General features: G+C 75.4%; 6 protein-coding genes. 5 read left to right on the top strand and 1 reads right to left on the bottom strand.

Annotated elements, in window-relative coordinates; genetic code table 11:
* Window positions 1–369 precede the first annotated feature (369 nt).
* From ACFY9V_RS12670 to ACFY9V_RS12650, 5 genes are all read left to right on the top strand, one after another.
* Entirely contained in the window at window positions 370–15,156 is a 14,787-nt protein-coding gene (locus ACFY9V_RS12670; protein ID WP_391161185.1) for an amino acid adenylation domain-containing protein, read from the top strand.
* Window positions 15,153–22,826, top strand: a complete 7,674-nt coding sequence (locus ACFY9V_RS12665; protein WP_391161182.1) for an amino acid adenylation domain-containing protein — start codon at window positions 15,153–15,155, stop codon at window positions 22,824–22,826. The genes ACFY9V_RS12670 and ACFY9V_RS12665 overlap by 4 nt, the downstream gene beginning before the upstream one ends.
* Window positions 22,827–22,923: 97 nt before the next feature.
* A complete protein-coding gene (locus tag ACFY9V_RS12660; RefSeq protein ID WP_391161180.1) occupies window positions 22,924–23,898 on the top strand; it encodes a phosphotransferase in 975 nt (324 codons plus the stop codon).
* Window positions 23,899–23,923: 25 nt separating this feature from the next.
* Window positions 23,924–24,385: an SRPBCC family protein gene (locus tag ACFY9V_RS12655; protein WP_355333247.1), complete on the top strand. Its 462-nt coding sequence runs from the start codon at window positions 23,924–23,926 to the stop codon at window positions 24,383–24,385.
* A gap of 111 nt (window positions 24,386–24,496) precedes the next feature.
* On the top strand, window positions 24,497–24,901 hold the full coding sequence (locus ACFY9V_RS12650; protein ID WP_355333246.1) for a hypothetical protein: 405 nt from the start codon (window positions 24,497–24,499) through the stop codon (window positions 24,899–24,901).
* A gap of 46 nt (window positions 24,902–24,947) precedes the next feature.
* Here the strand turns inward: ACFY9V_RS12650 and ACFY9V_RS12645 are convergent, their stop codons facing one another.
* Window positions 24,948–26,048: a substrate-binding domain-containing protein gene (locus ACFY9V_RS12645; protein ID WP_391161178.1), complete on the bottom strand. Its 1,101-nt coding sequence runs from the start codon at window positions 26,046–26,048 to the stop codon at window positions 24,948–24,950.
* Between the last annotated feature and the right edge of the window lie 192 nt (window positions 26,049–26,240).

The raw sequence follows: 26,240 nt of genomic DNA, 5'->3' as shown, positions 1-26,240 counted from the left end.
CCCGGGTCGGCACCCGTCCTCGTCGGGACGGGTGCCGACCCCGTCCCTCGCGCTTCCCGCCGCCTCGGTGAGCGGGTCCGACCGAAGGTGACCGCACGCGATCACTTTCGGTCCGTGAATGCTCTCTTTCGTCGCGGGTGTTTCACCGGGACCATCATCCGGTCCTTCGCGGCGTCATCCGCCGCGCGCGGCAGGGAACGCCCTTCGCCGCGAATCGCCGCGCCGGCGGAACCCGAGTGCCCGACGCGATGACGCGGGCGCGCTTTCGGCCCGCCTCCCTCGGCACGGCGTCGGCGGCCTTTTTATCGACGGGCTGATTTCGTCGTTTCTCCGCACCGTTCCAGAATCTCCCCGAAGGGGTCGACCGGCATGCATGAAGACAGCTCCTTCTCAGAAGACAGTTCCTTCCCGGCGGACAGCGTTTCCCGGGATCTCTTCGAACTGACGTCGGCCCAGCAAGGTGTCTGGTACGGGCAGTTGATCGATCCGGACAGTCCGAAGTACAACATCGGGGAATGCCTGGAGATCCGCGGCGACCTCGACGAGGCGCTTTTCGCCGCCGCGCTCGGCCGGGCCGTCGCCCACTGCGACAATCTCCACCTGCGGTTCGAGACCGGCGACGACGGCGTCCGGCAGTACGTCACCGACCGCCCGGCCATCGCGACCGACCGGGTCCGCCTGATCGACCTGTCCGGGGCGGAGGACCCGGCGGCCGAGGCCGAGGCGTACATGGCACGGGACATGGCCACCGTCGACCGGCTCGACGCCCCGTCCCACCACTTCGCGCTGCTGCGTCTGGCCCCCCGGCTGCGCTACTGGTACGTGCGCTACCACCACATAGCCATCGACGGCCTCAGCGGCGGCGTGGTCAACCACCTCGTGGCCGACCTCTACGCGCGTGCGATCCGCGGCGAGGACATCGCCGAGGTCGACCTCCCGGCCGCCTCACTGCGCGAGCTGGTGGCGGACGAGCTGGCGTACCTCGGGTCGGAGCGCCACCGCGCGGACCGGGCGTACTGGATCGACACCTTCGCCGGGCCGACCGCCGAACGAGGGACGGACGCGGCCGGGACGGCCGGGACAGCGGCACCGGCGGGAACGGCACGAACAGCGGACGAGGCGGACGCCCGCGGCGGCGCGCCGCTCATCCGCCGCCGCGCCGCGGACCTGCCGGACGCGGGCGACGCCGCCCCGCCGGGCGCGGGCCCTGCCGCCCCGCTGCACACCGGCGAGTCGCTGCCCGTCGCCGTCCTGGACGGCCTGCGACGACTCGGCTCCGCCCGCCGCACCACCTGGACGGCCGTCGTGGTGAGCGCGGCCGCCGCGTACGTCGCGCGGGCCACCGGCCGCGAGGACGTCACCGTCGGGCTGGCCTCGAACGGTCGGCACAGCGCGCTGCGGCACGCCGTCGGCATGACGGCCAACGTGCTGCCGATCAGGCTGCGCCTGCCCGCCGACCGGACCGTCGGCGACCTGATCCGGTCGGTGTCCGCCGAGATGGCCCGCGCCCTGCGCCACCGCCGCTACTCCCGCGAACAGCTCGCCCGCGAGGTGGACGCGGGCGACGACGCCGCGCGCCTGACCGATCTCGTCGTCAACGTCATGCCCTACAACTTCGACCTCGACCTCGCGGGCAGCCCCGCCACCTCCCGCGTGCTGTCCATCGGACCCGTCGACGACGTGTCGCTCTTCGTCTCCGAACGGTCGGAGGGCATAGGCCCGCTGATCGGGCTGGACGCCGCCCCGGCGCTCTACCACCCCGACGACGTCCTGCTCCACCAGCACGCTCTCGTCTCCTTCCTCACCGCTCTGGCGGCGGCGGACGCCGACACCCTGCTGCGCGACCTGCCGTTCCTGGATGACGACGCGGCCGAGGCGGTCCTCGCCCAGGGCCGCGGCGCGCAACTGCCGCCGCGCACCGCCGCGGCGAACCTGCCCGAGGCGTTCGCCGCCCAGGCGCGCCTGACCCCGGACGCGACGGCCGTCGTGGACGGCGCCCGCACGCTCTCCTACCGCGAACTCGCCCGCACCGCGGACGCCCTGTCCCACGCCCTGGCGGGCTGGGGCGTGGCCGCGGAGGACCGGGTCGCGGTGCTCTTGGAACGCTCGGCCGCGGTGGTGTCCGCCACCCTCGGCGTGGTGGGCGCGGGCGCCGCCTACGTGCCGATGGACCCGGCCTGGCCCGCGGAACGGCTCAGCGGCGTCTGCGGCGTCGCGGACGTACGCGCCCTGGTGGTCGACGAGGCCGCCGCCGCGCAGCCGTGGGTGAAGGAGGCGGCGGCCGGTCTGCCGGTCGTCGTCGTCGACAGGACCGGCGCCGTCGTCCGCGGCGGGCCGCCGTCCCCCACGCCGCCGCCGAGGGCCGGACATCCCGACCGGCTCGCGTACGTGATGTTCACCTCGGGCTCGACCGGTCTGCCCAAGGGAGTTGGCGTCACGCACGGGGACGTTCTGGCGCTGGCGGCCGACTCCGCGTGGCACGACGGCGCGGTGGAAGCGGTGCTGATGCACTCGGCGTACGTCTTCGACGCCTCGACGTTCGAGATCTGGGCGCCGCTGCTCAGCGGCGGCCGGATCGTCGTCGCACCCGAAGGCGTCCTGCACGCACCGGTCCTGCGCGACATGGTGGAGCGCCACGCGGTGACCGCGCTGTTCCTGACCACCGCCCTGTTCAACCTGGTGGCCGAGGAGGAGCCGACGGCGTTCGCCGGACTGCGCCTGGTCTGCTCCGGAGGCGAGGCCGCCGCTCCCGACCTGCTGCGACGGGTGGCCGTCGGCGCGCCCGACGTGACGGTGCTGCACGTGTACGGGCCCACCGAGACCACCACCTTCGCCACCCGCCACCACGTCACCGCCGACCCGCTGCCGGGACCGCCGCCCATCGGCCGGCCCCTGGACGGCATGCGCCTGTACGTGCTCGACGACGCCCTGCGCCTGGTGCCGCCCGGCGTGGTGGGGGAGCTGTACGTCGGCGGCTCCGGTGTGGCGCGCGGCTACGTCGGCCGCCCCGACCTGACCGCGACCCGTTTCGTGGCCGACCCGTTCGGTACGGGGGGCGGCCGGATGTACCGCACCGGAGACCTCGTGCGCTGGACCGCGGGCGGCCAGGTGGAGTACGTCGGCCGCGCGGACGGCCAGGTCAAGCTCCGCGGCTACCGCATCGAGCCCGCCGAGATCGAGTCCGTCCTGCTCACCGCGCCGGGTGTGCGCGCCGCGTGCGTCGTGGTGCGCGAGGACACGCCGGGCGACCGGCGGCTGGCCGCCTATATCGTGCCGTCGGCCGACGTCCGCCCCGACGAGGAGTCCCTGGTCCGGCACGTCACGCGCGCCCTGCCCTCGTACATGGTGCCCTCGGTGTTCGTCCCGCTGGACGCGCTGCCGCTGAACCCCAACGGCAAGGTCGACCGGCGCGCCCTGCCCGTGCCGCCGGCCGCGGTCGCGACCGGCCGTGCCCCGCGCACCCCGCGCGAGGAGGTGCTCGCCGGGCTGTTCGCCGACGTCCTGGGCGTGGCCGCCGTCGGCATCGACGACAACTTCTTCGCGCTGGGCGGCCATTCGCTGCTGGCCACCCGGCTCACCGGCCGGTTACGGGCGGCGTTGGGGGCCGAACTCGACCTGCGCACCCTCTTCGACCACCCGACGGTCGCCTCCCTCGCCGGGGTCCTCGACACCGCCCGCGCCCGCGGACCGGTCCTCGCCCCGCGCCAGCGCCCCGACCCGTTGCCGCTGTCCTTCGCGCAGCAGCGGCTGTGGTTCCTCAACCGCGTCGAGGGCCGCCCCGGCAGCACGTACAACGTCCCGCTCGTCCTCGCGCTCGACGGCGACCTGGACGTGCGGACCCTGCGCGAGGCGCTGGCCGACGTGGTCGACCGGCACGAGAGCCTGCGCACCGTCTTCGCCGAGGAGGACGGCGTCGCCCGGCAGGTGATCCGGCACGGCGCCGACGCGGCGGCGCTCGTCCCGCTCACGGTCGCGCACGCGCCGTCCGAAGAAGGCGGGGCAGGCAGGGCAGACGGGGCAGGCAGGGCAGACGGGGCAGACAGGGCAGACAGGGCAGGCGGGGCAGTGGCAGCACGCGACGACGGCGCGGAAGGCGCGGAAGGCGCGGAAGTCGGCGCGGGCCTGGGACGCGAGCAGGGCCAGGAGCATGCCGCCGCCTGGGCCGAGGAAACGGTACGGCACCTGACCTCGCTCCCCTTCGACCTCGCAGGGGACGCCCCGCTGCGCGCCCACCTGCTCGTGCTGGGCCCCGCCCGGCACGTCCTGGTCCTCGTCCTGCACCACGTCGTCGCCGACGGCTGGTCGCTGGCCCCGCTCGTGCGTGACCTCGGAGCCGCCTACCGGGCCAGGACCGCGGGCGCGGACGCCCCCGACTGGCCCGCGTTGCGCGTGCAGTACGCCGACTACACGCTCTGGCAGCGCGAACTGCTCGGCGGCGACGGCCCGGACGGCCTGGGCGCACGCCAACTCGCCTTCTGGCGGGCGGCGTTGGCGGGCGCGCCCGACCTCCTCGACCTGCCGCTCGACCGGCCCCGGCGCGCGGTGCCCACCCACCGCGGCGGCGCGCACCCGATCGAACTGCCCGCCGCCACGCACACGGCGCTGGTCCGGCTCGCCCGCGCGTGCGGCCGTACCCCGTTCATGGTCCTCCAGGCGGCCCTCGCGGTGACGCTGCACGCGTACGGCGCGGGCACCGACATCCCGCTGGGCACCGCGGTTGCCGGACGTACCGACGAGGCCCTGGACGACCTGGTCGGCTTCTTCGTCAACACCCTCGTGCTGCGCACCGACCTGTCCGGCGACCCGACCTTCCGCGAACTGCTGGACCGGGTGGGGCGGTTCGACCTGGCCGCCTTCGGCCACGCCGACCTGCCCTTCGAACGGCTGGTGGAGGAGCTGAACCCGGAGCGCTCGGGCGACCACCACCCGCTCTTCCAGACCATGCTGGTCCTCCAGAGCCAGCGGCAGGCGCGGCTCGACCTGCCGGGCGTCACCGTCCACGACCGGTCCGCGCACACCGGGATCAGCAAATTCGACCTGACCCTCTCGCTGACGGAGGCCGACCCCGACCCCGACGGCGACCCGGCCGAGGCGGCCGGCATCAGCGGGTATCTGGAGTACGCCGCCGACCTCTTCGACCCGGACACCGCCCGCGACCTGTGCGACGGCTTCGTCCGTGTCCTCACCCAGGCCGTCGCCGAACCCGGCCTCACCGTCAGCGCGTTGGAGCCGATGGCGCCCGGCGCGCGGGCCCGGCTCCTCGGCCGCGGACAGGGCGAGCGGCGACCGCTGCCGACCCGTACCGTGCCCGAGGCGGTCCGGGAGTGGGCCCTGCGCACACCCGGCGCCGTCGCCGTGCGCGACGCGGGCGCCAGCCTGACCTACGCCGCTCTCGACGCCCGCGCCGACAGCCTCGCCCAGGTACTGCGCGAGCGAGGGGTCGGCCGCGAGAGCGTCGTGGCCCTGGCCGTACCGCCGTCCGTGGACACCGTGGTGGCCATGCTGGCGGTCCTGCGGGCGGGCGGGGCCTACCTGCCCGTCGATCCGCGGTACCCGGCGGCGCGCATCCGGCAGATGCTCGACGACGCCGGGCCCGTCCTGCTGCTCACCACCGGGCGGATACGCGAGGACCTGCCTGTCGGCGGCCCGCCCCGGCTCGCGCTCGACGACCCGGCCGACATGGCGGCCGGCCCCATGGCGCGGGACCCGAGACCGTCCCATCCGGCCGACCCCGCGTACGTCATCTACACCTCAGGTTCCACCGGCCGCCCCAAAGGCGTGGTCGTGCCGCACGGCGCGCTGGCCAACCACATGGCCTGGATGACGCGGCACTTGGACGTCACCGCGGACGACCGGGTGCTCGCCCGCACCTCCACCAGCTTCGACGCGTCCGTCTGGGAGGTGTGGCTCCCGCTGGTGAACGGCGCCGAGGTCTGCGTGCTGCCGCGCGAGGCCAACGAGGAACCCCGTGAACTCGTCTCCTGGATGAGCAAGTTCGGAGTGACCCTCGCCCAATTCGTGCCCTCCCACCTCGCCCTCGTCCTCGCCGAGGCCGGGAGCCACGCCCCGCTGCCCGACCTGCGCGCCGTGCTGTGCGGCGGCGAACCGCTGCCGCGCGCCGTCGCGGCCGAGGTCGCCGCCCAGTGGCGGGTGCCGACGCACAATCTCTACGGGCCGACCGAGGCGACCATCGACGCCACCGCCCACCGCGTGCCGGACGCGACGACCGGCCCGCACGCCCGGCCCGCCGCGCCCGACGAGCCGTCCGCCGCGCCCGCCGCGTTCGAGACCGTGCCGATCGGCCGTCCCGTCGACACCATGCGCGGGTACGTCCTCGACGACCGGCTGCGGCCCGTCCCGCCGGGTGTCACGGGGGAGTTGTACCTGGCGGGCCCCAACCTCGCGCGCGGCTACCTCGACCGGCCGGGGCTGACCGCCGCCCGGTTCGTCGCCGACCCCTTCGCCGCCGACCTCGCCGCCACCGCCACAACAGCCGCCACCGTTGACCTCGCCGCCACCGCCGACCCCGGCGACCCGACCTCCGCCGCCGGTGCCCGGATGTACCGGACGGGCGACCTCGTGCGGTGGAGCCGCGACGGCCTGCTCGAATACCGGGGCCGCGCCGACGACCAGGTCAAACTCCGCGGCTTCCGGATCGAGTTGGGCGAGGTCGAGGCCGAACTGGCGGCCCTGCCCGGCGTCACGGCCGCCTGCGCCGTCGTCCGCGAGGACGTCCCCGGCAGGCCCGTCCTGGTCGCGTACGCCGTCACCGGCGACCCGGCACCGCAGGGTCCCGGCCTGCGCGACGCGCTCGCCGGGACGCTGCCCCACCACATGGTCCCCTCGGCGGTCGTCGTGCTCGACGCCCTTCCGCTGCTGCCCAACGGCAAGGTGGACCGCCGCGCCCTGCCCGAGCCCGCCGCGGGCACCGGCGGCCCGAGCGCACCGGGACGGCGCACCTTCCAGGAGGAACTGCTCGCCGGGATCTTCGCCGACGTCCTCGAAGTGCCCCAAGTACGGCCCGGGGACAGCTTCTTCGACCTCGGCGGGCACTCCCTGCTCGCGATGCGCGTCGTCAGCCGTATCCGCACCCTGCTGCACGCCGACGTCACCCTGCGCACGCTGTTCGAGCACCCGACCGTCGAGGAGCTGGCCCGCGTCCTGGACACGCCGGGCCGCCGCCGACCCGCGGTGCTGCCCGTCACGCGGCGGCCCGACCCGCTGCCGCTGTCGTTCGCCCAGCGCCGCCTGTGGTTCCTCAACCGGCTGGAGGGCCCCAGCTCCACGTACAACATCCCGCTCGTCCTGCAACTGCGGGGCGCCCTGGACGCGGACGCCCTGCGCGGCGCGCTGCGCGACACCGTCGCCCGGCACGAGGCGCTGCGCACGGTGTTCCCCGAACGGGACGGCGTACCGCACCAGTTGATCCTGCCGGCCGACACGGCCGCGCCCGCGCTGCCCGTCACGAGCACCGCCCCCTCGCGGCTGGAGGCGGCCGTCCTGGACGCCGTACAGGAGCCGTTCGACGTCGGGACCGACCTGCCGCTGCGCGCGCTGCTGCTGCGCTCCGCGCCCGAACACCACGTCCTGGTCCTGGTGTTGCACCACATCGCGGGAGACGGCTGGTCGCTGGCCCCGCTCGCCCGCCACCTCGGCGACGCCTACCGGGCGCGCCTGGCGGGCGAAGGGGACGGCACGGCGCCCGGCCCGCGGCTCCAGTACGCCGACTACACCCTGTGGCAGCACGCCCTTCTCGCCGACGGCGGAAGCGACAGCGCCGTCGAGGACCCCGCCGCCCACGGCGACAGCCTGCTGCGGGAACAGCTCGACCACTGGCGCGCCGCCCTCGACGGGCTGCCCGTCCTGATCGACCTGCCCTCGGACCGGCCGCGCCCGGCCGTCGTCGACCCGAGGGGCGCGGTGCACGCCTTCGACGTGCCGCCCGCCGTGCGCGACGGCCTGCTGAAGCTGGCCAGGCAGTCGGGGAGCAGCCTGTTCATGGTGCTCCAGGCGGCCGTCGCCACCCTGCTGAGCCGGCACGGCGCCGGGGACGACATCCCGCTCGGCACCCCGGTGGCGGGCCGCACGGACGAGGCGCTCGAAGACCTGGTCGGGTTCTTCGTCAACACCCTCGTGCTGCGCACCGACCTGTCCGGCGACCCCACCTTCGCCGAACTCCTCACCCGTGTCAGGGAGTTCGACCTGACGGCCTACGCGCACCAGGACATACCCTTCGAGCGGCTGGTGGAGGAGCTCAACCCCGCCAGAGCGCGCGACCACCACCCGCTGTTCCAGACCATGCTCGTCCTGCAGAACCAGGACAGTCCCCGCCCCGACCTGCCCGGCGTCACCGTCGAGGACCGCCTCGTCCACAACGGCCTGAGCAAGTTCGACCTCACCTTCGCCTTCACCGAGGAGCCCGCGGGGGCCCCCGATGCGGACGGCTCCCTGAGCGCCGGAATCGAGTACGCCACCGCCCTCTTCGACCGTGCCACCGTCGAAACCCTCGCCGCGCGCCTGGTCGGGCTGCTGGAACAGGTCGTGGCCGATCCGGACCTGCGCCTGGCCGCGTACGACCTGATGACGCCGGACGAACACACCCGCATCACGCGCTGGGGCACCGGCCGCGCCCTGCCGACCGGCCCGGAGGACGGCACCCTGACCGCCGCCTTCGCCGCCCAGGCGCGGCGCACGCCGGACGCCGTGGCCGTCGTCGCCGACGACACCACCCTCGACTACGCGGGACTCGACCGGATCTCGGCCGACCTCGCCGGGGTGCTCGCCGGTCTCGGGGCCGGTCCGGAGACACGGGTCGGTGTGCTGCTCGACCGGTCCGCCGCGGTGGTGTCGGTGTCCCTCGGCATCGTCCGCTCCGGCGCCGCCTACGTCCCCCTCGACGGGCGCTGGCCCGACGAACGCCACAGCCAGGTCGCCGACATCGCGGACATCCGCCTCCTCGTCGTCGGCGAGGAGGCCGCGCGATCGCCCCGGGTCGCCGCCGCCGGGACGCCGGTCGTGGTCGTGGACCGGCTCGGCCGGGTGCTGTCCGGAGCGCGTCGCCCCGCCGCCCCGGCCCCCGTGCCCGGCCCCGCGACCCTGGCGTACGTCATGTTCACCTCGGGCTCGACCGGTCTGCCCAAGGGAGTCGGCGTCACGCACGGGGACGTCCTGGCGCTGGCGGCCGACTCCGCGTGGCACGACGGCGCGGTGGAAGCGGTGCTGATGCATTCGGCGTACGTCTTCGACGCCTCGACGTTCGAGATCTGGGCGCCGCTGCTCAGCGGCGGCCGGATCGTCGTCGCACCCGAAGGCGCCCTGGAGGCACACGTCCTCGACCACGCCGTCCACGAGCACGGCGTGACCGCCGTCTTCCTGACCACCGCCCTGTTCAACGTGATCGCGGAGACCGATCCCGGCGCCTTCGCGGGGCTGCGGCTCGTCTGCGCCGGTGGTGAACTGGCCTCGCCCGACCTGATGCAGCGCGTCGCCCGGGTCGCGCCCGGAGCGCGACTCCTGCACGTGTACGGGCCCACCGAGACCACCACCTTCGCCACCCGCCACCAGGTCACCGAGGATCTGCCGACCGGGCCGCCGCCCATCGGCCGCCCGCTGGACGGCATGCGCGGTCACGTCCTCGACCACCACCTGCGTCCGGTGCCGCCCGGTGTCACGGGCGAGCTGTACCTGGCAGGACGCGGCGTGGCGCGCGGGTACATCGGCCGCCCCGACCTGACCGCCACGCGCTTCGTGGCCGACCCGTTCGGTACGGGGGGCGGCCGGATGTACCGCACCGGAGACCTCGTGCGCTGGACCCCGGGCGGCCACGTGGAGTACGTCGGCCGCGCCGACGGCCAGGTCAAGCTGCGCGGCTACCGCATCGAACTGGGCGAGATCGAAGGGGCGCTGGCAGGCTGCGAGGGGGTCGCCGACGCCTTCGCCATGGTCAGGGAGGACACCCCCGGTGACCGCCGGCTCGTGGCCTACGTGGTGCCCGCGGCCGACGGCCGCCCGGAGGCCGGTGCGCTCGCGAGCGCCCTCGGCCACTCGCTGCCCGCCTACATGGTGCCGTCGGCGTTCGTCCTCCTCGACACGCTGCCGCTGACCCCCAACGGCAAGGTCGACCGGCACGCGCTCCCCGAACCCGCCCGCCGCGCGCCGGTCCGCACGACGGCCGCCCGCACCGCCCGCGAGGAGATCGTCCGCGGCCTGTTCGCCGACGTCCTCGGACTGCCCGCCGCGGCGGCCGACGACGACTTCTTCGCACTGGGCGGCCACTCGCTGCTCGCCACCCGCCTCGCCGCCCGCGTCCGCACCGCGCTCGGTGTGGAGATCGAGGTCAGAGCCCTGTTCGAGCACCCCACCCCGGCCCGGCTCGCCGACGCTCTCGACGACGCGCGGCGGGCCAGGACGCCGCTGCTGCGGGCCGCCTCCCGCCCCGACCCGCTGCCGCTGTCCTTCGCGCAGCAACGGCTGTGGTTCCTCAACCGGTTCGAGGGGCCCAGCGCCACGTACAACGTGCCGATGGTGCTGCGGCTGGACGGTCCGCTCGACGCGGACGCCCTCGCGAGCGCCGTGGCCGACGTCGTCGAGCGGCACGAGAGCCTGCGCACGGTCTTCCCCGACACACGGGGCGTGGCACGCCAGGTGGTGCGCGCCGCCGACGACGCGGACATCGACCTCGCGCCGCGCGACACCGACCCCGGACGGCTGGACGAGGCGCTGAGCGCGGAGGTGGCGCACACCTTCGACGTGAGCACCGGCCTCCCGCTGCGGGCGAGGCTGCTGCGGCTGGCCGACGACGCCCACGTCCTGGTCCTGCTGGTCCACCACATCGCGGGCGACGGCTGGTCGCTGGCCCCGCTCGCCCGTGACCTGGGCCTGGCGTACCGGGCCCGCGTCGCGGGCGAGGAGCCCGGCTGGACCGAACTCGCCGTGCAGTACGCCGACTACACGCTGTGGCAGCGGGAACTGCTCGGCGCCGAGGACGACCCGTCCAGCCGGGCCGCGCGCCAACTGGACTTCTGGCGCGGCGCGCTCGACGGCGCTCCCGAACTGCTCGACCTGCCGTACGACCGGCCGCGCCCCGACGTCACCTCGCATCGCGGCGACGCGTTCTCCTTCGCCGTGGACGCCGGTACCCATCGGGCGCTGGCGGACCTCGCCCGCGCCCGCGGGTGCAGCCTGTTCATGGTGCTCCAGGCCGGTGTGGCGGTGCTGCTCTCCCGGCACGGCGCGGGCGAGGACATCCCGCTCGGCACCCCCGTGGCCGGGCGCACCGACGAGGCCCTGGACGACCTGGTGGGCTTCTTCGTCAACACCCTCGTGCTGCGCACCGACCTGTCGGGGAACCCCACCTTCGGCGAAGTGCTCGACCGCGTGCGGGAGTTCGACCTGGCCGCCTACGCCCACCAGGACATTCCGTTCGAACGCCTGGTGGACAGCCTCGACCCGGTCCGCGCCCAGAACCGGCACCCGCTCTTCCAGACCATGGTCGCGCTCCAGAACCAGGCCGACGCCGCCGTGGACCTGCCCGGCCTCACCGTGACCGGGCAGCGGGTCGGCACCGGCATCAGCAAGTTCGACCTGACGTTCACCTTCACCGAGAAGCGCGACGAGGCGAACGCGCCCGCCGGTCTCGACGCGGTCCTGGAGTTCTCCACCGAACTGTTCGCCCACTCCACCGCGCACGGCCTGGCCGACCGCCTCACCCGGCTCCTCGGCGCGCTCGCCGCCGAGCCGGAGCGGCCGGTGCACACCGCCCCCGTCCTGGCCGCCGACCGGCGGGCGGCGCTGCTGGCGGCCGGGCACGGCCCGCTCCGGCCCGCGGCGGGCACGATCCCCTCGGCGTTCGAGGCCCAGCGCGCCCGGACCCCGGAGGCCGTCGCGGTGCGCGCGGGCGCGCGGACCCTGACCTTCACCGAACTCGACGCGCTCTCCGACCAGTTGGCGGACCGCCTGCGCGGTCGCGGGGTCGGCCGCGGCGACCTGGTCGCCCTCGCGATGCCCGGCACCGCGGACCAGACGGTCGCCATGCTGGCGGTGGCCAAGGCCGGGGCGGCCTATCTCGCGGTCGACCCCGAGTACCCGCGGGCCCGTATCGCCTTCATGATCGACGACGCCCGTCCCGTACTGCTGCTCACCCGCGGGGCCACCGCGCCGCAGGACCTGCCCGTACCCGTCCTGGACCTGGACGTGGACGTGGACCCGGGGGCCGTGAGCACCGGCGCGGCCGGTCGGAATGCTGTGGCGGCCGACCCGCGCGACGCGGCGTACGTCATCTACACCTCGGGCTCCACCGGGCGCCCCAAGGGCGTGGTCGTCACCCACGGCTCCGTCACCAACCACATGGCGTGGATGGCCGCCCACCTCGAACTCACCGACGACGACCGGGTCCTCGCCCGCACCTCACCGAGCTTCGACGCCTCCGTCTGGGAGACCTGGCTGCCGCTGCTCCACGGCGGTGCCACCTGCCCCGTCCCGCCCGCGGCCAACCACGACCCGGCGGGACTGCTGGCCCTGATGCGCGAGACGGAGGTGACCGTCGCGCAGTTCGTGCCCTCGCACCTCTCGCTCCTGCTGGCCGAGACCGACCCCGGCGACGCGCCCGGGAGCCTGCGCGCGGTGCTGTGCGGCGGCGAGCCGCTGACCCGGACACTGGCGGAGCGCGTCGGCCGCGACTGGCGGGCGCGGGTGCACAATCTCTACGGCCCGACCGAGGCCACCATCGACGCCACCGCCCACCGGTGGGACGGGCGGCAGGACACCGACGGGTACGGGGAGAGCGTCCCGCTGGGCCGCCCCGTCGACAACACCCGCGCCTACGTTCTCGACAGCGGCCTCCAGCCCGTGCCGCCCGGCGTCACCGGGGAGCTGTACCTCGCGGGCGACGGCCTCGCCCGCGGCTACCTCGGCCGCCCGGCGCTGACCGCGGCGCGGTTCGTCGCCGACCCGCACGGACCCGGCGGCGCCCGGATGTACCGCACGGGCGACCTCGTCAGATACGGCGCCGACGGCGAGCTCACCTTCGTCGCCCGCGCCGACGAACAGGTCAAGCTCAACGGCCTGCGCATCGAACCCGGCGAGATCGAGGCCGCCCTCACCGGCCTGGACGGGATCGCCGCCGCGTGCGTACTGGTCCGCGAGGACATACCGGGGGAGCGGCGCCTGGTCGCCTACACCGTCCCCGACCGGCCCGGCGCCCCCACCGACCGCGAACTGCGCGACCGCCTGGCCGCGGAACTGCCCGCCTACATGACACCCGCCGTCTTCGTCCCGCTGGACGCGCTGCCCCTGCTGCCCAACGGAAAGACCGACCGCAAGGCGCTGCCCGCCCCGGCCCGGCCCGCCGCCGCCCGGCCCGGAGGACAGCCGCGCACCGCGTCCGAGCGCGTGCTCTGCGAGGCCTTCGCCGCGCTGCTGCACACCGACACCGTCCGGACCGACGACGACTTCTTCGGTCTCGGCGGCGACAGCATCCTCTCGATCCAGCTCGTCAGCCGCGCACGGGAGGCCGGGCTGAGCGTCACACCGCGCGACGTGTTCGCGCACCGCACGCCCGAGGCGATCGCGGCCGTCGCCCGAACCCTCGGCCAGGACGTGCCGGCCCAGGCCGTACCCGGCTCCGGCGAACTGCCGGCCACGCCCATCGCCGCGTGGCTGCTGCGACGGCCCGGCACCATCGACGGGTACAACCAGTCAGGGGTGCTGCGCACACCCGCGGGAGCCGACGAGGACAGCGTCGCCGCCACGCTCCAGCGCCTCATCGACCACCACGACACGCTCCGGCTGCGGGCCGTCAGGACCGGCGAGGACGGCCCCGTGCTCGACGTGCTGCCGCCCGGCGCCGTGAGCATCCGCCGACGCCTCACCCGTGTCGATGTCGCGGGGCTCGACGCCGACGCCGTCCGCACCGTCCTCGCCGAGGCGGGGGAGCGGGCCCGGCGGCGGCTGCGGCCCGCGCACGGCCACGTGATCGAGGCGGTCTGGTGCGACGCGGGACCGCACGCGCGCGGACGGCTGCTGCTGGTCGTGCACCACCTCGCCGTCGACGCCGTCTCCTGGCGCGTCCTCGCCGAAGACCTCGCCACCGCCTGGCACGCCGTCACCTCGGGTCCGCCCGAGGACGGCCTGCCCGCCGTCGGCACGACCTACCGCGGCTGGGCGCGGCTGCTCGCCGCCCAGGCGCTGGAACCGGCGCGCGAAGCGGAACTCCCGCTGTGGGAAAGGGCCTTGAGCACCCCCGCGCCCCGCCTGGGAAACCGGCCGCTCCACCCCGACCTGGACACCGCCGACCGGACCCGCACGGTGACCACCCGGCTGCCCGCCACCTGGACCGCGCCGCTGCTCACCGACGTGCCCGCCGCCTTCCACGCGGGAGTCGGCGACGTCCTGCTCACCGGCCTCGCCCTCGCCCTGAACTCCTGGCAGGCCCAACGGGCGGCAGACGGCGGCCCGTTGCCCGGCGGCACCGGCGTGCTGCTCGACGTCGAGGGCCACGGACGCGAGCAGATCGCCGACCACGTCGACCTGTCCCGTACCGTCGGCTGGTTCACCAGCCTCTACCCGGTCAGCGTCGATCCGGGACCCGTCGATCCCCGCGACCCCGGGCGCTTCGGCCCCGCGCTCGTGGACCGCGCGCTCAAACGCGTCAAGGAGCAGTTGCGGGCCGTGCCCGACCACGGCCTCGGATTCGGGATGCTGCGCCACCTCAACCCGGCCACCCGCCCCCGGCTCGCCGCCCTGCCGGAACCGCAGATCGGCTTCAACTACCTCGGCCGGTACACCACTTCGCACCAGGACACCGCCGGGGCCGCGCGGCAGGACGCGGGCGCCGACTGGGAAGTGCTGCTCGACGGCGGCGGCCCACGCGCCCAGGACCCGGACATGCCCGTCCACCACGTCCTCGACATCAACGCGCACACCGAGGACCTGCCCGACGGCCCGCGCCTGGTGACCCGGTGGACGTGGGCCGCCGACCTGATCGGGGAAGAGGAGATCGACGCCCTGTCCGACGCCTTCGGCCGCGCCCTGCGCGCCATCGCCGAGCACACCGAACAACCCGACGCGGGCGGCTACACGCCCTCCGACCTACCGCTGGTCTCGCTCGACCAGGCCCAGATCGACCGGCTTCAGAACAAGTGGGGTGGACACAAGTGACCGGGTTCCAGTTGGAGGACGTACTTCCGCTGACACCGCTTCAGTCGGGGATGCTCTTCCACGCGCTGTACGACTCCGCCGCCGTGGACGTCTACACCGCGCAGTTCGTCTTCGACCTCGAAGGCGCCGTCGACGTCGCCGCGCTGCGCGCCGCCATCGGCGCCCTGCTGCGGCGGCACGCCAACCTGCGGGTCGGTTTCCTGCACGAGGACCTGGACGAGCCGGTACAGGCGGTCGCCGCCACCGTCCCCGTACCGCTGGAGGAACTCGATCTGACCGGGCGGGACGGCGTGGCGGCGGGCGAACGGCTCGGCGCGTTCCTCGCCGCCGACCGGACCCGGCGCTTCGACCTCACCTCCCCGCCGCTGATGCGGTTCACCCTGGTGCGCACCGCCCCCCGTCAGTCGCGGCTGGTCATGACGAGCCACCACATCCTGCTCGACGGCTGGTCGACACCGCTGCTGGTACGGGAGCTGTTCGAGCTGTACGCGAGCCGCGGCGACGACACCGCGCTGCCCCGCCCCACCCCCTACCGGACCTACCTGGCCTGGCTGGCCCGGCAGGACCGCGCCGCCGCCCTGGACACCTGGCGCACCGCCCTGGCGGGCCTGGAGGCCCCGACCCTGCTCGCCGGGCCCGGCCGGACGCGGACGGCCGCCACCGACGACCTGCCCGGAACGCTCGTCCTCGACCTGGACGCGGCCACCACGGCCCGGCTGCGCGAGACCGCCCGCGCCCACCGGCTCACCGTCAACACCCTGGTCCAGGGCGCCTGGGGACTGCTGCTGACGCACCTCACCGGGCGCGACGACATCGTCTTCGGCACCACCGTCTCCGGCCGCCCGCCCGAGATACCCGGCGTCGAATCGATGATCGGCCTGTTCATCAACACCGTGCCGGTACGGCTGCGCCTGGAGCCCGGCGAGACCCTGGCCGCGCTCCTGACCAGGCTCCAGGCCGAACAGGGCCGCCTCCTGGACAGCCAGTACCTGGGCCTGACCGAGATCCGCGGCGTCACCGGACTGGACGAACTCTTCGACACCCTCGCGGTCTTCGAGAACTACCCGGTGGACGCCGCCGCGCTGAGCACCGCCCGGCGCGGACTGCCCGGCCTCGACCTCACCGGCTTCACCGGCACGGACGCCGCCCACTACCCGCTCACCCTCACCATCGCGCCGGGCGACCGGCTGAGGATCACCTTCGGCTACCGGGCCGCCGTCCTCGACCACGACGACGTGGCCCGCACCGTCGCCCGCGTGCGGCGCGTGCTGACCGCGATGGCCGACGGCCTCGACCGCCGCGCCGACACCGTCGACGTCCTCCTCGACGGCGAGCGCGAACGGCTGCTCGCCCTAGGGCGCGGCGCCCCGCTCCCCGTCGGCACCGTGGACACCAGCGTCTGGGACACCGTGCTGCGCCACGCCGCCGACCACCCCGACCGGTCCGCCGTGACCGGCGCGGGCGAGCCGTTGTCGTACCGCGAACTGGCCGACGTCGCGGGGGAGACGGCCCGCGCCCTGACCGGGCTCACCACCGCGTCCGGCAGCCGCGTCGGTGTCATGACGGAGCGCTCGGCCGCCCAGGTCACCGTGTCCCTGGCCGTGCTGGGCGCGGGCGCCGCCTATGTGCCGCTCGACCCGCGCTGGCCCGACGAACGGCTCACCCGTGTCGCCGAGGCGGCCGGACTGCGCGCCCTGGTGGTCGACGAGGCCGCCGCCGCCCATCCGTGGGTCCGCGGTCTCGCCACCGCCCTGCCGACGCTGACCGTGGACGCCGCGGGTCGGGTCCGCGCAGGCGCGCCCGCCGCCCCCGGAACCCTGCCGGAGGTCACCGGGGGCGCCCGGCTCGCGTACGTGATGTTCACCTCGGGCTCCACCGGCCTGCCCAAGGCCGTCGGCGTCACCCACGCCGACATCGCCGCGCTGGCCGCCGACCGCGTCTGGCACGGCGGCGCGGCCGACGCCGTCCTGCTGCACTCGGCGTACGTCTTCGACGCCTCCACCTTCGAGATGTGGGCGCCGCTGCTCAGCGGCGGCCGGGTCGTCGTGGCCCCGCCCGGCCCCCTCCAGCCCGCCGTGCTCCGGGACCTCGTGGCCCGGCACGGCCTGACGTCGGCGTTCTTGACCACCTCCCTGTTCAACCTCGTCGCCGAGGCCGACCCGGACGCGCTCGGCCTGCTCCGCACGGTCGCCTCGGGCGGCGAGGCCGCCGCCCCCGGCGTCCTGCAACGCCTGGCCGCCGCCCACCCCGGCACCGCCGTCCTCAATGTGTACGGGCCCACCGAGACGACCACCTTCGCCACCCGCCACCAAGTGCGCCCCGAGGACGGCCCCGACGGCGCGCCGCCGATCGGCGGCCCCACCGACGGCACCCGCGCCTACGTCCTGGACGCCGCGCTGCGCCCGGTCCCGCCGGGAGCCGAGGGCGAACTGTACGTCGCGGGCCCCGGCGTGGCGCGCGGCTACCTGGAGCGGCCCGCCCTGACGGCCACCCGCTTCGTCGCCGACCCGTTCGCCGCCACCGGGGACCGCATGTACCGCACCGGCGACCTCGTGCGCCAACAGCCCGACGGCGTCCTCCAGTACGTCGCACGGGCCGACCAGCAGGTCAAACTGCGCGGCCACCGCATCGAGCCCGGCGAGATCGAGGCGGTGCTGCGCGCCGACCCGTCGGTGCGGTCCGCCTGCGTCATGGTGCGCGAGGACCTGCCCGGCGGTCGCGGACTCGCCGCGTACGTCGTCCCCGCGCCCGGCCGCACCCCCGACCCCGACCTGCTCACCGCGCACGTCGGCAGCCACCTTCCCGGCTACATGGTGCCGACCGCGATCCAGGTGCTCGACGGCTTCCCGCTGACCGTCAACGGCAAGCTGGACCGGGCGGCCCTCCCCGCGCCCGCCGCCCCTGACCTGGCCCCGGTCCGGGCCCCGCGCGACGCCCACGAGGAGATCCTGACCGGCCTGTTCGCCGACGTGCTCGGGGTGCCCCGGGTCGGCCCGGACGACAGCTTCTTCGCGCTCGGCGGCCACTCGCTGCTCGCCACCCGCCTGGTGGGCCGCATCCGGACCGCCCTGGCCGCCGAGACCGAGATCCGCACGCTGTTCGACCACCCCACCGCCGCCGCCCTCGCGACCGCGCTGAAGGACGCGCGCCGCCCGGCGCGGCCCGCGCTCGTCCCCCAGCCCCGCCCTGCCGTCCTCCCGCTGTCGTACGCCCAGCGCCGCCTGTGGTTCCTGCACCGCCTCGAAGGGCCCTCGGCGACGTACAACATCCCCTTCGCCGTACGCCTGGACGGGCCCCTCGACACCGGCGCGCTGCGCCGGGCCCTGCGCGATGTCGTCGTCCGGCACTCCGCGCTGCGCACGGTCTTCCCCGAGCACGACGGCGGACCGCGCCAGCTCATCACGGCGGCCGACGACGTCCGCCTCGTCCTGGCCGCGGAGACCGTCGAGCCGGACAAGCTGCACGACCGGGTCAGGTCCGCGGCGGCCGAACCGATCGACATCGAGCGGCAGTTGCCGCTGCGGGCGACTGTGCTGCGGCTGGCCGACGACGCCCACGTCCTGGTCCTGGTGATCCACCACATCGCTTCCGACGGGTCCTCCATGGCGCCCCTCGCCCGTGACCTCGCCGCCGCCTACCGCGCCCGCGTCGGCGGGCGGGCCCCGGCCTGGGCCGAACCGCCCGTCGACTACGCCGACTTCACGCTCTGGCAGCGCCGGCTGCTCGGCGACGAGCAGGACCCCGACAGCGCCATGGCCCGCCAACTGCGGTACTGGAAGCAGGCGTTGGACGGCCTGCCGCACCTGGTCGAACTGCCGTGGGACCTGCCGCGCCCCGCCGTCCCCCGGCACACCGGCGCCAGCCACGACTTCGTCCTGGACCCCGCCGTGGCCCGGCGCGTCACCGACCTCGCCCGCAGCCGCGGCTGCACGGTCTTCATGGTGCTCCAGGCGGCCCTGTCACTGCTGTTGTCCCGGCACGGAGCCGGTGACGACATCCCGCTGGGCACGGCGGTCGCCGGACGCACCGACGAGGCCGCGACCGACCTCGTGGGCTTCTTCGTGAACACCCTCGTGCTGCGCACGGACCTGACGGGCGACCCGACGTTCCTCGAACTCCTGGACCGCGTCAAGGACGCCGACCTCGCGGCCTACGCCCACCAGGACGTCCCCTTCGAGCGGCTGGTCGAACTGCTCAACCCCGCGCGCTCGCAGAACCACCACCCGCTCTTCCAGACCATGCTCGTGCTCCAGAACCACGCCCCCGCCGCCCCCTTCGACCTGCCCGGCCTCACCGTCTCCGGCCTGCCCGTCGATCCGGGCGTCAGCAAATTCGACCTGTCGTTCACCTTCACCGAGACACCCGCCGGTACGGATACGGATACGGGTACGGATACGGATACGGCGGACGGTCAGGACGCGTCCGGCGCGTCCGGCCCGTCCGGCGGCATGCGCGCGACCGTGGACTACGCGACGGAGCTGTTCACCGAGGCCACGGTCGGCGCGCTCGCCGAGCGCCTCGTCGTCCTGCTCGGCGAGGTCACCGCCGACCCCGGCCGCCCGCTGCGGACCTACGACGTCCTCGGCCCCGGCGAACGCGCCCGGATCGCCGCCCTGGGCACAGGACCGGCCGACGACCTGCCCCGCTCGACGGTCCCCGAACTCTTCGCCCGGCAGGTCCGCCGCGCCCCGGACGCCCCGGCGGTGCGCGACGCGGCCACCACCCTCAGCTACGCCGAACTCGACGCGCGCGCCGAAGCCCTGGCCCGCCGTCTCCTCGCGCGGGGCATCGGCCCCGAGGACCGGGTGGCCGTCGCGCTGCCCCGGACCAACGACCTCGTCGTCGCCCTCCTCGGCGTCCTCAAGGCCGGTGCCGCCTATCTGCCGCTCGACCCCGACTACCCGGCCCAGCGGCTGTCCTTCATGCTCGACGACGCCGGGCCGCGGCTGCTCCTCACCACGGCCGACGTCGGCGCCCGCCTCCCGGAGACCGCCGTACCGCGCCTGGTGCTCGACAGCCCCGAGGCGGACGGTCAGCCGGTCCCGCCGCCCGGGGACACCGCCGTCCCGCCGCGTGCGTTCCCGTCGCATCCCGCGTACGTCATCTACACCTCCGGCTCCACCGGCCGGCCCAAGGGCGTGGTCGTCACCCACCAGGGCGTCGGCGCCATGGCCAGGACGCAGCGCGACCGGCTCCGGGCCGGTCCCGGCAGCCGGGTCCTCCAGATGGCGTCGGTCAGCTTCGACGCCGCGTTCTGGGAGCTGTGCATGGGGCTGCTGTCCGGCGCCTGCCTGGAGATCGGGGAACGCGAGGCCCTGCTGCCGGGACCCGCCCTCGCGGCCGCCGTCCGCACGCGCGGCGTCACCCACCTCACGCTGCCCCCGGCCGCGCTCGCGGTGATGGAGCCCGGCTCCCTGCCCACCGGGATCACCCTGGTGCTCGCGGGCGAGGCGTGCCCGCCGGAGCTGGCGCGGGCCTGGGCGCGCGAGCGGTACCTCGTCAACGCCTACGGCCCCACGGAGACGACCGTCTGCGCCACCATGAGCGGCTTCCAGCAGGCGGACGGCGCCCTCGCCCCCGACCGCACGGTCCCCATCGGCCTGCCCGTGGACGGCACCCGCGTGCACGTACTGGACGACCGGCTGGCACCCGTCCCGTCCGGTGTCATCGGCGAGTTGTACGTGTCGGGCGCGGGACTGGCCCGCGGCTACCTCGGCCGGGCCGCCCTCACCGCGTCCCGCTTCGTGGCCGACCCGTTCGACCGCTCCGGCGGCCGTATGTACCGCACCGGCGACCTGGTGCGCCGTACGGCCGAGGGCCAGATCGTCTACGTCGGCCGGGTCGACGACCAGGTCAAGCTCCGCGGATTCCGGGTGGAACCCGGTGAGATCGAGGCCGCGATCACGGCGCTGCCCGGCGTCGCGGCGGCCTGCGTCGTCGTCCGCGAGGACCGGCCGGGCGACCGGCGCCTGGTCGCCTACACCGTGGCCGCGCGCGGCGAGACGGCCCCCGACGAGGCGGCGATCCGCGCCCGGCTCGCCGACACGCTGCCCGGCCACATGATCCCGGCCGCGTGCGTCCGGCTCGACGCGCTGCCGGTCACCCCCAACGGGAAGACCGACCGTCGTGCCCTGCCCGCGCCCGGTCACGCCGCGCCCGCCGCGTCCAGGCCCCCGGCCACCGACCGCGAACGCGAGCTGTGCGCGGCGTTCGCGCAGACGCTCGGCGTGCCCGAGGTCGGGGTGACGGACGACTTCTTCGCCCTCGGCGGCCACTCGCTGCTCGCGGTGACCCTGGCCCGCAGGATCGAGGAGCGGTGCGGCCGACGGCCCTCGCTCAGGGCGCTGTTCGCGGCGCCGACGGTCGAAGGCGTCATCCGGTCGCTGGACGGCGCGGCGGACAGAGGTCCGGCGGCGCCGGACACCACGCCGACCGGGCCGGGCGAGGGCCCGGGCGAGGGACCGCTGGACCCGGTCGCGTCGTACCTCCTCGCGGAGGTCCGGCTCGCCCCCGACATCACGGGCGGTGCGCGCCGGACCGCGCCGGTGCCCGCTCCCACCCGCTCCCGCCCCGCCGCCCGCCCCCTGCTGACCGGCGCTTCCGGCTTCCTCGGCGCGTTCCTGCTGCGCGACCTCATCGAGGCCACGGACGGCCCCGTCGACTGCCTGGTCCGCGCCGACGGCCCGGACCACGCGGCGCACCGGCTGCGGGCCAACCTGGAGCGCTACGGCCTCTGGCGCCCCGCCTACGCCGACCTGGTCCGTCCCGTCCCCGGCGACCTGGCCGCCCCCGGCCTCGGCCTGTCGCCCGACGACCGCGCCGCCCTGGCCCGCCGCCTCGGCCCCGTGCTGCACAACGGCGCCCGGGTCAACTTCGCCGCCCCGTACGGCGATCTGCGCGCCCCCAACGTGGCCGGTACCGAGGAACTGCTGCGGCTGCTCGCCGACTCCGGCTCACCGGGCATGCACTACATCTCGACCACGAGCGTCTACGCCCCGTCGTCCGATCCCGACGCCGCGCCCGTCACGGAGTCGACGCCGACCGGCCCGGCCGCCGACCTGCCGGGCGGCTACGCGCAGAGCAAGTGGGTGGCCGAGGGGATCGTCGGCCTGGCGCGCGCCCGCGGCCTGCCGGTCACCGTCTACCGCCCCGGCCGGATCAGCGGCGACACCGCCACCGGCGCCTGCCAGGACCGCGACCTGCTCTGGCAGCTCATCAAGGGCTGCCTCCAGGCCGGGGCGGTGCCGGACCTGCCGCACGGCTCGACCGACTGGATACCCGTCGACTACGTCAGCGCGGCCGTCGTGGCACTGGCCCGCTCCGCCGGGACCAGTACCGCCATGCCCGTGTACCACCTCACCAACCCGGACGCCCCCGACCTGCGGACCGTCTTCGAAGTGGCCGCCCGCCTGGGCCACGACCTGCCCACCGTCCCGGTGGCACGGTGGCGCTCCCGCGTGGCGGCGCAGCCCGACAACGCCGCCCAGCTCCTGCTCGGCGACGACACCCCGCCCGCCGGCTCCGCCCCCTCCCACCACCGCCGCTTCGACTCCCGGCGCACCGCCGCGCAAGCCGCCGCCGCGGGCGTCCACCTGCCGCCCCTGACCGACACGGTCCTCACCCGCTACCTCACCCACGGCCACACCACCGGCTACCTCCCCACCCCCTGACCCGGCCCCGTCCGCGCCGCGACCGACCGACCCCTCAGGACCCGCGCCTCCCGAAACGCGGTGGCCCCAGGCCCCGGGGGGTCGGGAGGATGGGGCGATGACGACCGACAGCGGGGCCGTGGGGGCACAGGGTGTGCGAGCCGAGTGGGGGGACGTGCCCGCGGGGGTGCGGGGAGAGGCCGAGGTACGCCTGGGGGCACGCGTCGCGGCGGCGGAGACGCAGGCCGGCGGCTTCTCGCCGGGCGTGGCGGCCCGCCTGCGGCTGACGGACGGGACGAGGGCGTTCGTCAAGGCCGTCACCTCGGCGGCGAATCCGGAGAGCCCGGGCATCCACCGGGCGGAGGCCGCGGTGGCCGCGGCGCTTCCCCGTGAAGTCCCGGCCCCGCGCCTGCTGGCCTCCTTCGAGCGGGACGACTGGGTGGTCCTGCTCTTCGAGGACATCGAGGGCCGCACGCCCGCACAGCCGTGGGACGCGGCCGAGTTGGAGCGCGTCCTGACCGCGGTCGGCGACCTCGCGACGCTGCTCACACCGTCCCCGGTGGAGGTCCCGCCCGTGGCGGAGGCGAACGCGGAGAACTTCCACGGCTGGCGCGCCCTGGCCGCCGAGCACGCGGCGGGCACCGACGACCTGACGGGCCTCGACCCCTGGGCCGTACGCCATCTGGCGGAACTGGCCGTGTTGGAGGCCGGATGGGCGCGGGCGGCGGCCGGAAAGACCCTGGCCCACGCGGACCTGCGGGCCGACAATCTGCTGCTCACCGCGGACGGCCGCGTCATGGTCGTGGACTGGCCGTGGGCCTGCCTGGCGGCGCCCTGGTTCGACCTGCTGCTGATGCTGCCCAGCGTGGGGATGCAGGGCGGACCGCCCCCCGCCGAGATCTTCGACCGGCACCCGGTGGCCGCGGGCGCCGACCCGGACGGCGTCACGGCGGTGCTGGCCGCCTTCGCCGGCTTCCTGCTCGGCCACGCGCGGCGGCCCGCGCCGCCCGGCCTGCCGACACTGCGCCCCTTCCAGCACGCCCAGGGCGTCGTCGCGCTCGACTGGCTGCGGACCCGTACCGGCTGGTCCTGACGGCGGCGCGCCCTACCCTGGCCTTATGTCCCCTTTCGTGGTCGAGCGCCGCACCCCGCTGCCCGTCGCCGAGGCGTGGCGGCGGCTGACCGACTGGGAACGGCACACCGCCACCGTGCCGTTGACCCGGATCAGCGTGCTGACGCCGCCGCCCGACGGGGTCGGCACGGCCTTCGTGGCGCGGACCGGGCTCGGCGGTGCCGGGTTCGACGACCCGATGCGGATCGTGCGCTGGGAGCCGCCGGTCGACGGCGGCCCCGGATTCTGCCGTCTGGAGAAGACCGGCCGGATCGTCACCGGCTGGGCGGAGATCGACGTACGGCCGGACGACAGCGGTACAGGTGCGGGCGCGGATACCGGCTCGTGGGTGCGCTGGCGCGAGGAGCTGCGGGTGTGGCGGCTGCCGGGAGCGTTCGACGCGGTCACGGCGCGTACCGGACGGCTCGTCTTCGGCCGGGCCGTGGACACCCTGCTGCGCGGGGAGTGAGGCGAAGACGGCCCGCGGGTACCGATGAGTTCCGCGCCGCGCACCGGTCTACCCCGGTGAAGCGCACGACCTTCCCATGACACCGACCAGCGGAACGTAAGGCAGGCACCCATGTCCACGAAGATCTTCGTCAACCTCCCCGTGAAGGACCTCGACCGCTCCGTGGCCTTCTTCACCGCCGCCGGGTTCACCTTCAACCCGCAGTTCACCGACGACAACGCGACCTGCATGGTGATCAGCGACGACATCTACGCGATGCTGCTGGTCGAGCCCTTCTTCCGGACCTTCACCGAGAAGGAGATCGCGGACACCGCCACCACGACCGAGGCCATCGTGGCGCTGGGCCTGGACAGCAAGGAGCAGGTCGACCGGATCGCGGAGGCGGCCGTGGCCGGGGGCGGCACGGCGGCCAAGCGCACCGAGCAGGAGAGCCCGATGTACACCCGGAGCTTCTTCGACCTGGACGGCCACCACTGGGAGCTGTTCTGGCTGGACCCGGCCCTCGCGCAGGGCTGACCCGCCCCTGGTCCAGCGCTGACCCGCCCCTGGTCCAGCGGCCTGGTCACCGTACGGGCGGCGGCCCGCTGCTCTCGCGGACGACCAGTTCGCCCGCGACCTCCACCCTGGTCGACGCGGGCTGCTCCCCGCCGAGGAGCTGGAGCACCATCCGGGCGGCGAGCGCGGCCATGTCGGCGAGCGGGGTGCGTACGGTGGTCAGCCGCGGGGTGACCCAGTCGGCGAAGGGCAGGTCGTCGAAGCCGACGACGCTCAGGTCGGCCGGGACGCGCAGCCCGAGCGCGGCGGCGGCGCGGTAGGTGCTCAGCGCCTGCTGGTCGTTGCCCGCGAAGACCGCGGTCGGCGGGTCCGGCAGCCCCAGCAGGTCCAGGGCGTGCCGGTGCGCGGGCTCGTGGGTGAAGTCGCCGTAGCGGACGAGCGCCGGGTCGAAGGGCAGCCCGGCCTCGTCGAGCGCCGAGCGGTAGCCGTCCACGCGGGCGCGTGAGGCCAGCCGCTCCGGCGGCCCGCTGATGACGGCGATCCTGCGGTGGCCGAGCCCGATGAGATGGCGGGTCGCGGCCAGCCCGCCCGGCCAGTTCGTGGCGCCCACCCACGGCACTCCGGGCGCGGGCTCGTCGGCCGGGGCGATCAGCGCGAAGGGCAGGCCGAGCCTGCGCAACTCCTCGTGCTGCGCGGGCGTCAGCTCCGGCAGCACCAGGATCGCGCCGCGCGTGCGGCGGGTGGCGAGCGAGTCCAGCCACTGCCGGGTGAGCCGGCTGCGGCCGTGCGTCGCCGACACCACCATGCCCAGCCCCTCGGCGTGCAGCGACTCCTCCGCGCCCCGGATCAGCTCGCCCGCCCACGGGCTGGCCAGTTCGTTGATCACGAAGTCGATCAGGCCGCCCGCCGCCAGCGCCGTCGCCGCGGGGCGGTGCCGCGCGAGATACCCGTGCTGCTCCAGCAGCCGCTGGACCTTGGCGCGGGTCCTGGACGCCACGTCCGAGCGGTCGTGCAGCACCTTGGAGACCGTGGAGACCGACACCCCCGCCTGCCGCGCGATCTCGGCGAGCGTCGTCGTGCCTCCGCCGCCCGCGCCGCTCCCCGCGCCCGCGTCTGTGCCGCCGCCTGTGCCGCCGTCGGCTTCGTGCCCCGGTTCCGCCGCCGCCATCCTCTGCTCTCCCGCGCTCGCGCCCCCGGCGGCCGTACCGCCGTGCCGGTCCGCCTTTTGCGAAAGCTATCGCGAATCACCGCGGTCGCGGTCCCCGGACCCGGCGGCGGTCCGCGGGCCGGGAGACGGACGGCGGGTCCGGCAGCGGTCGGCGGGCCTGGTCGCGGTCCCAGGACCCGGCGGCGGTCCGCG

The organism is Streptomyces sp. NPDC008317 (genome assembly GCF_042955955.1).
GTDB lineage: Bacteria > Actinomycetota > Actinomycetes > Streptomycetales > Streptomycetaceae > Actinacidiphila.
The sequence above is the reverse complement of the archived record's forward strand: the minus strand, read 5'-3'. Positions and strand labels throughout refer to the sequence as shown.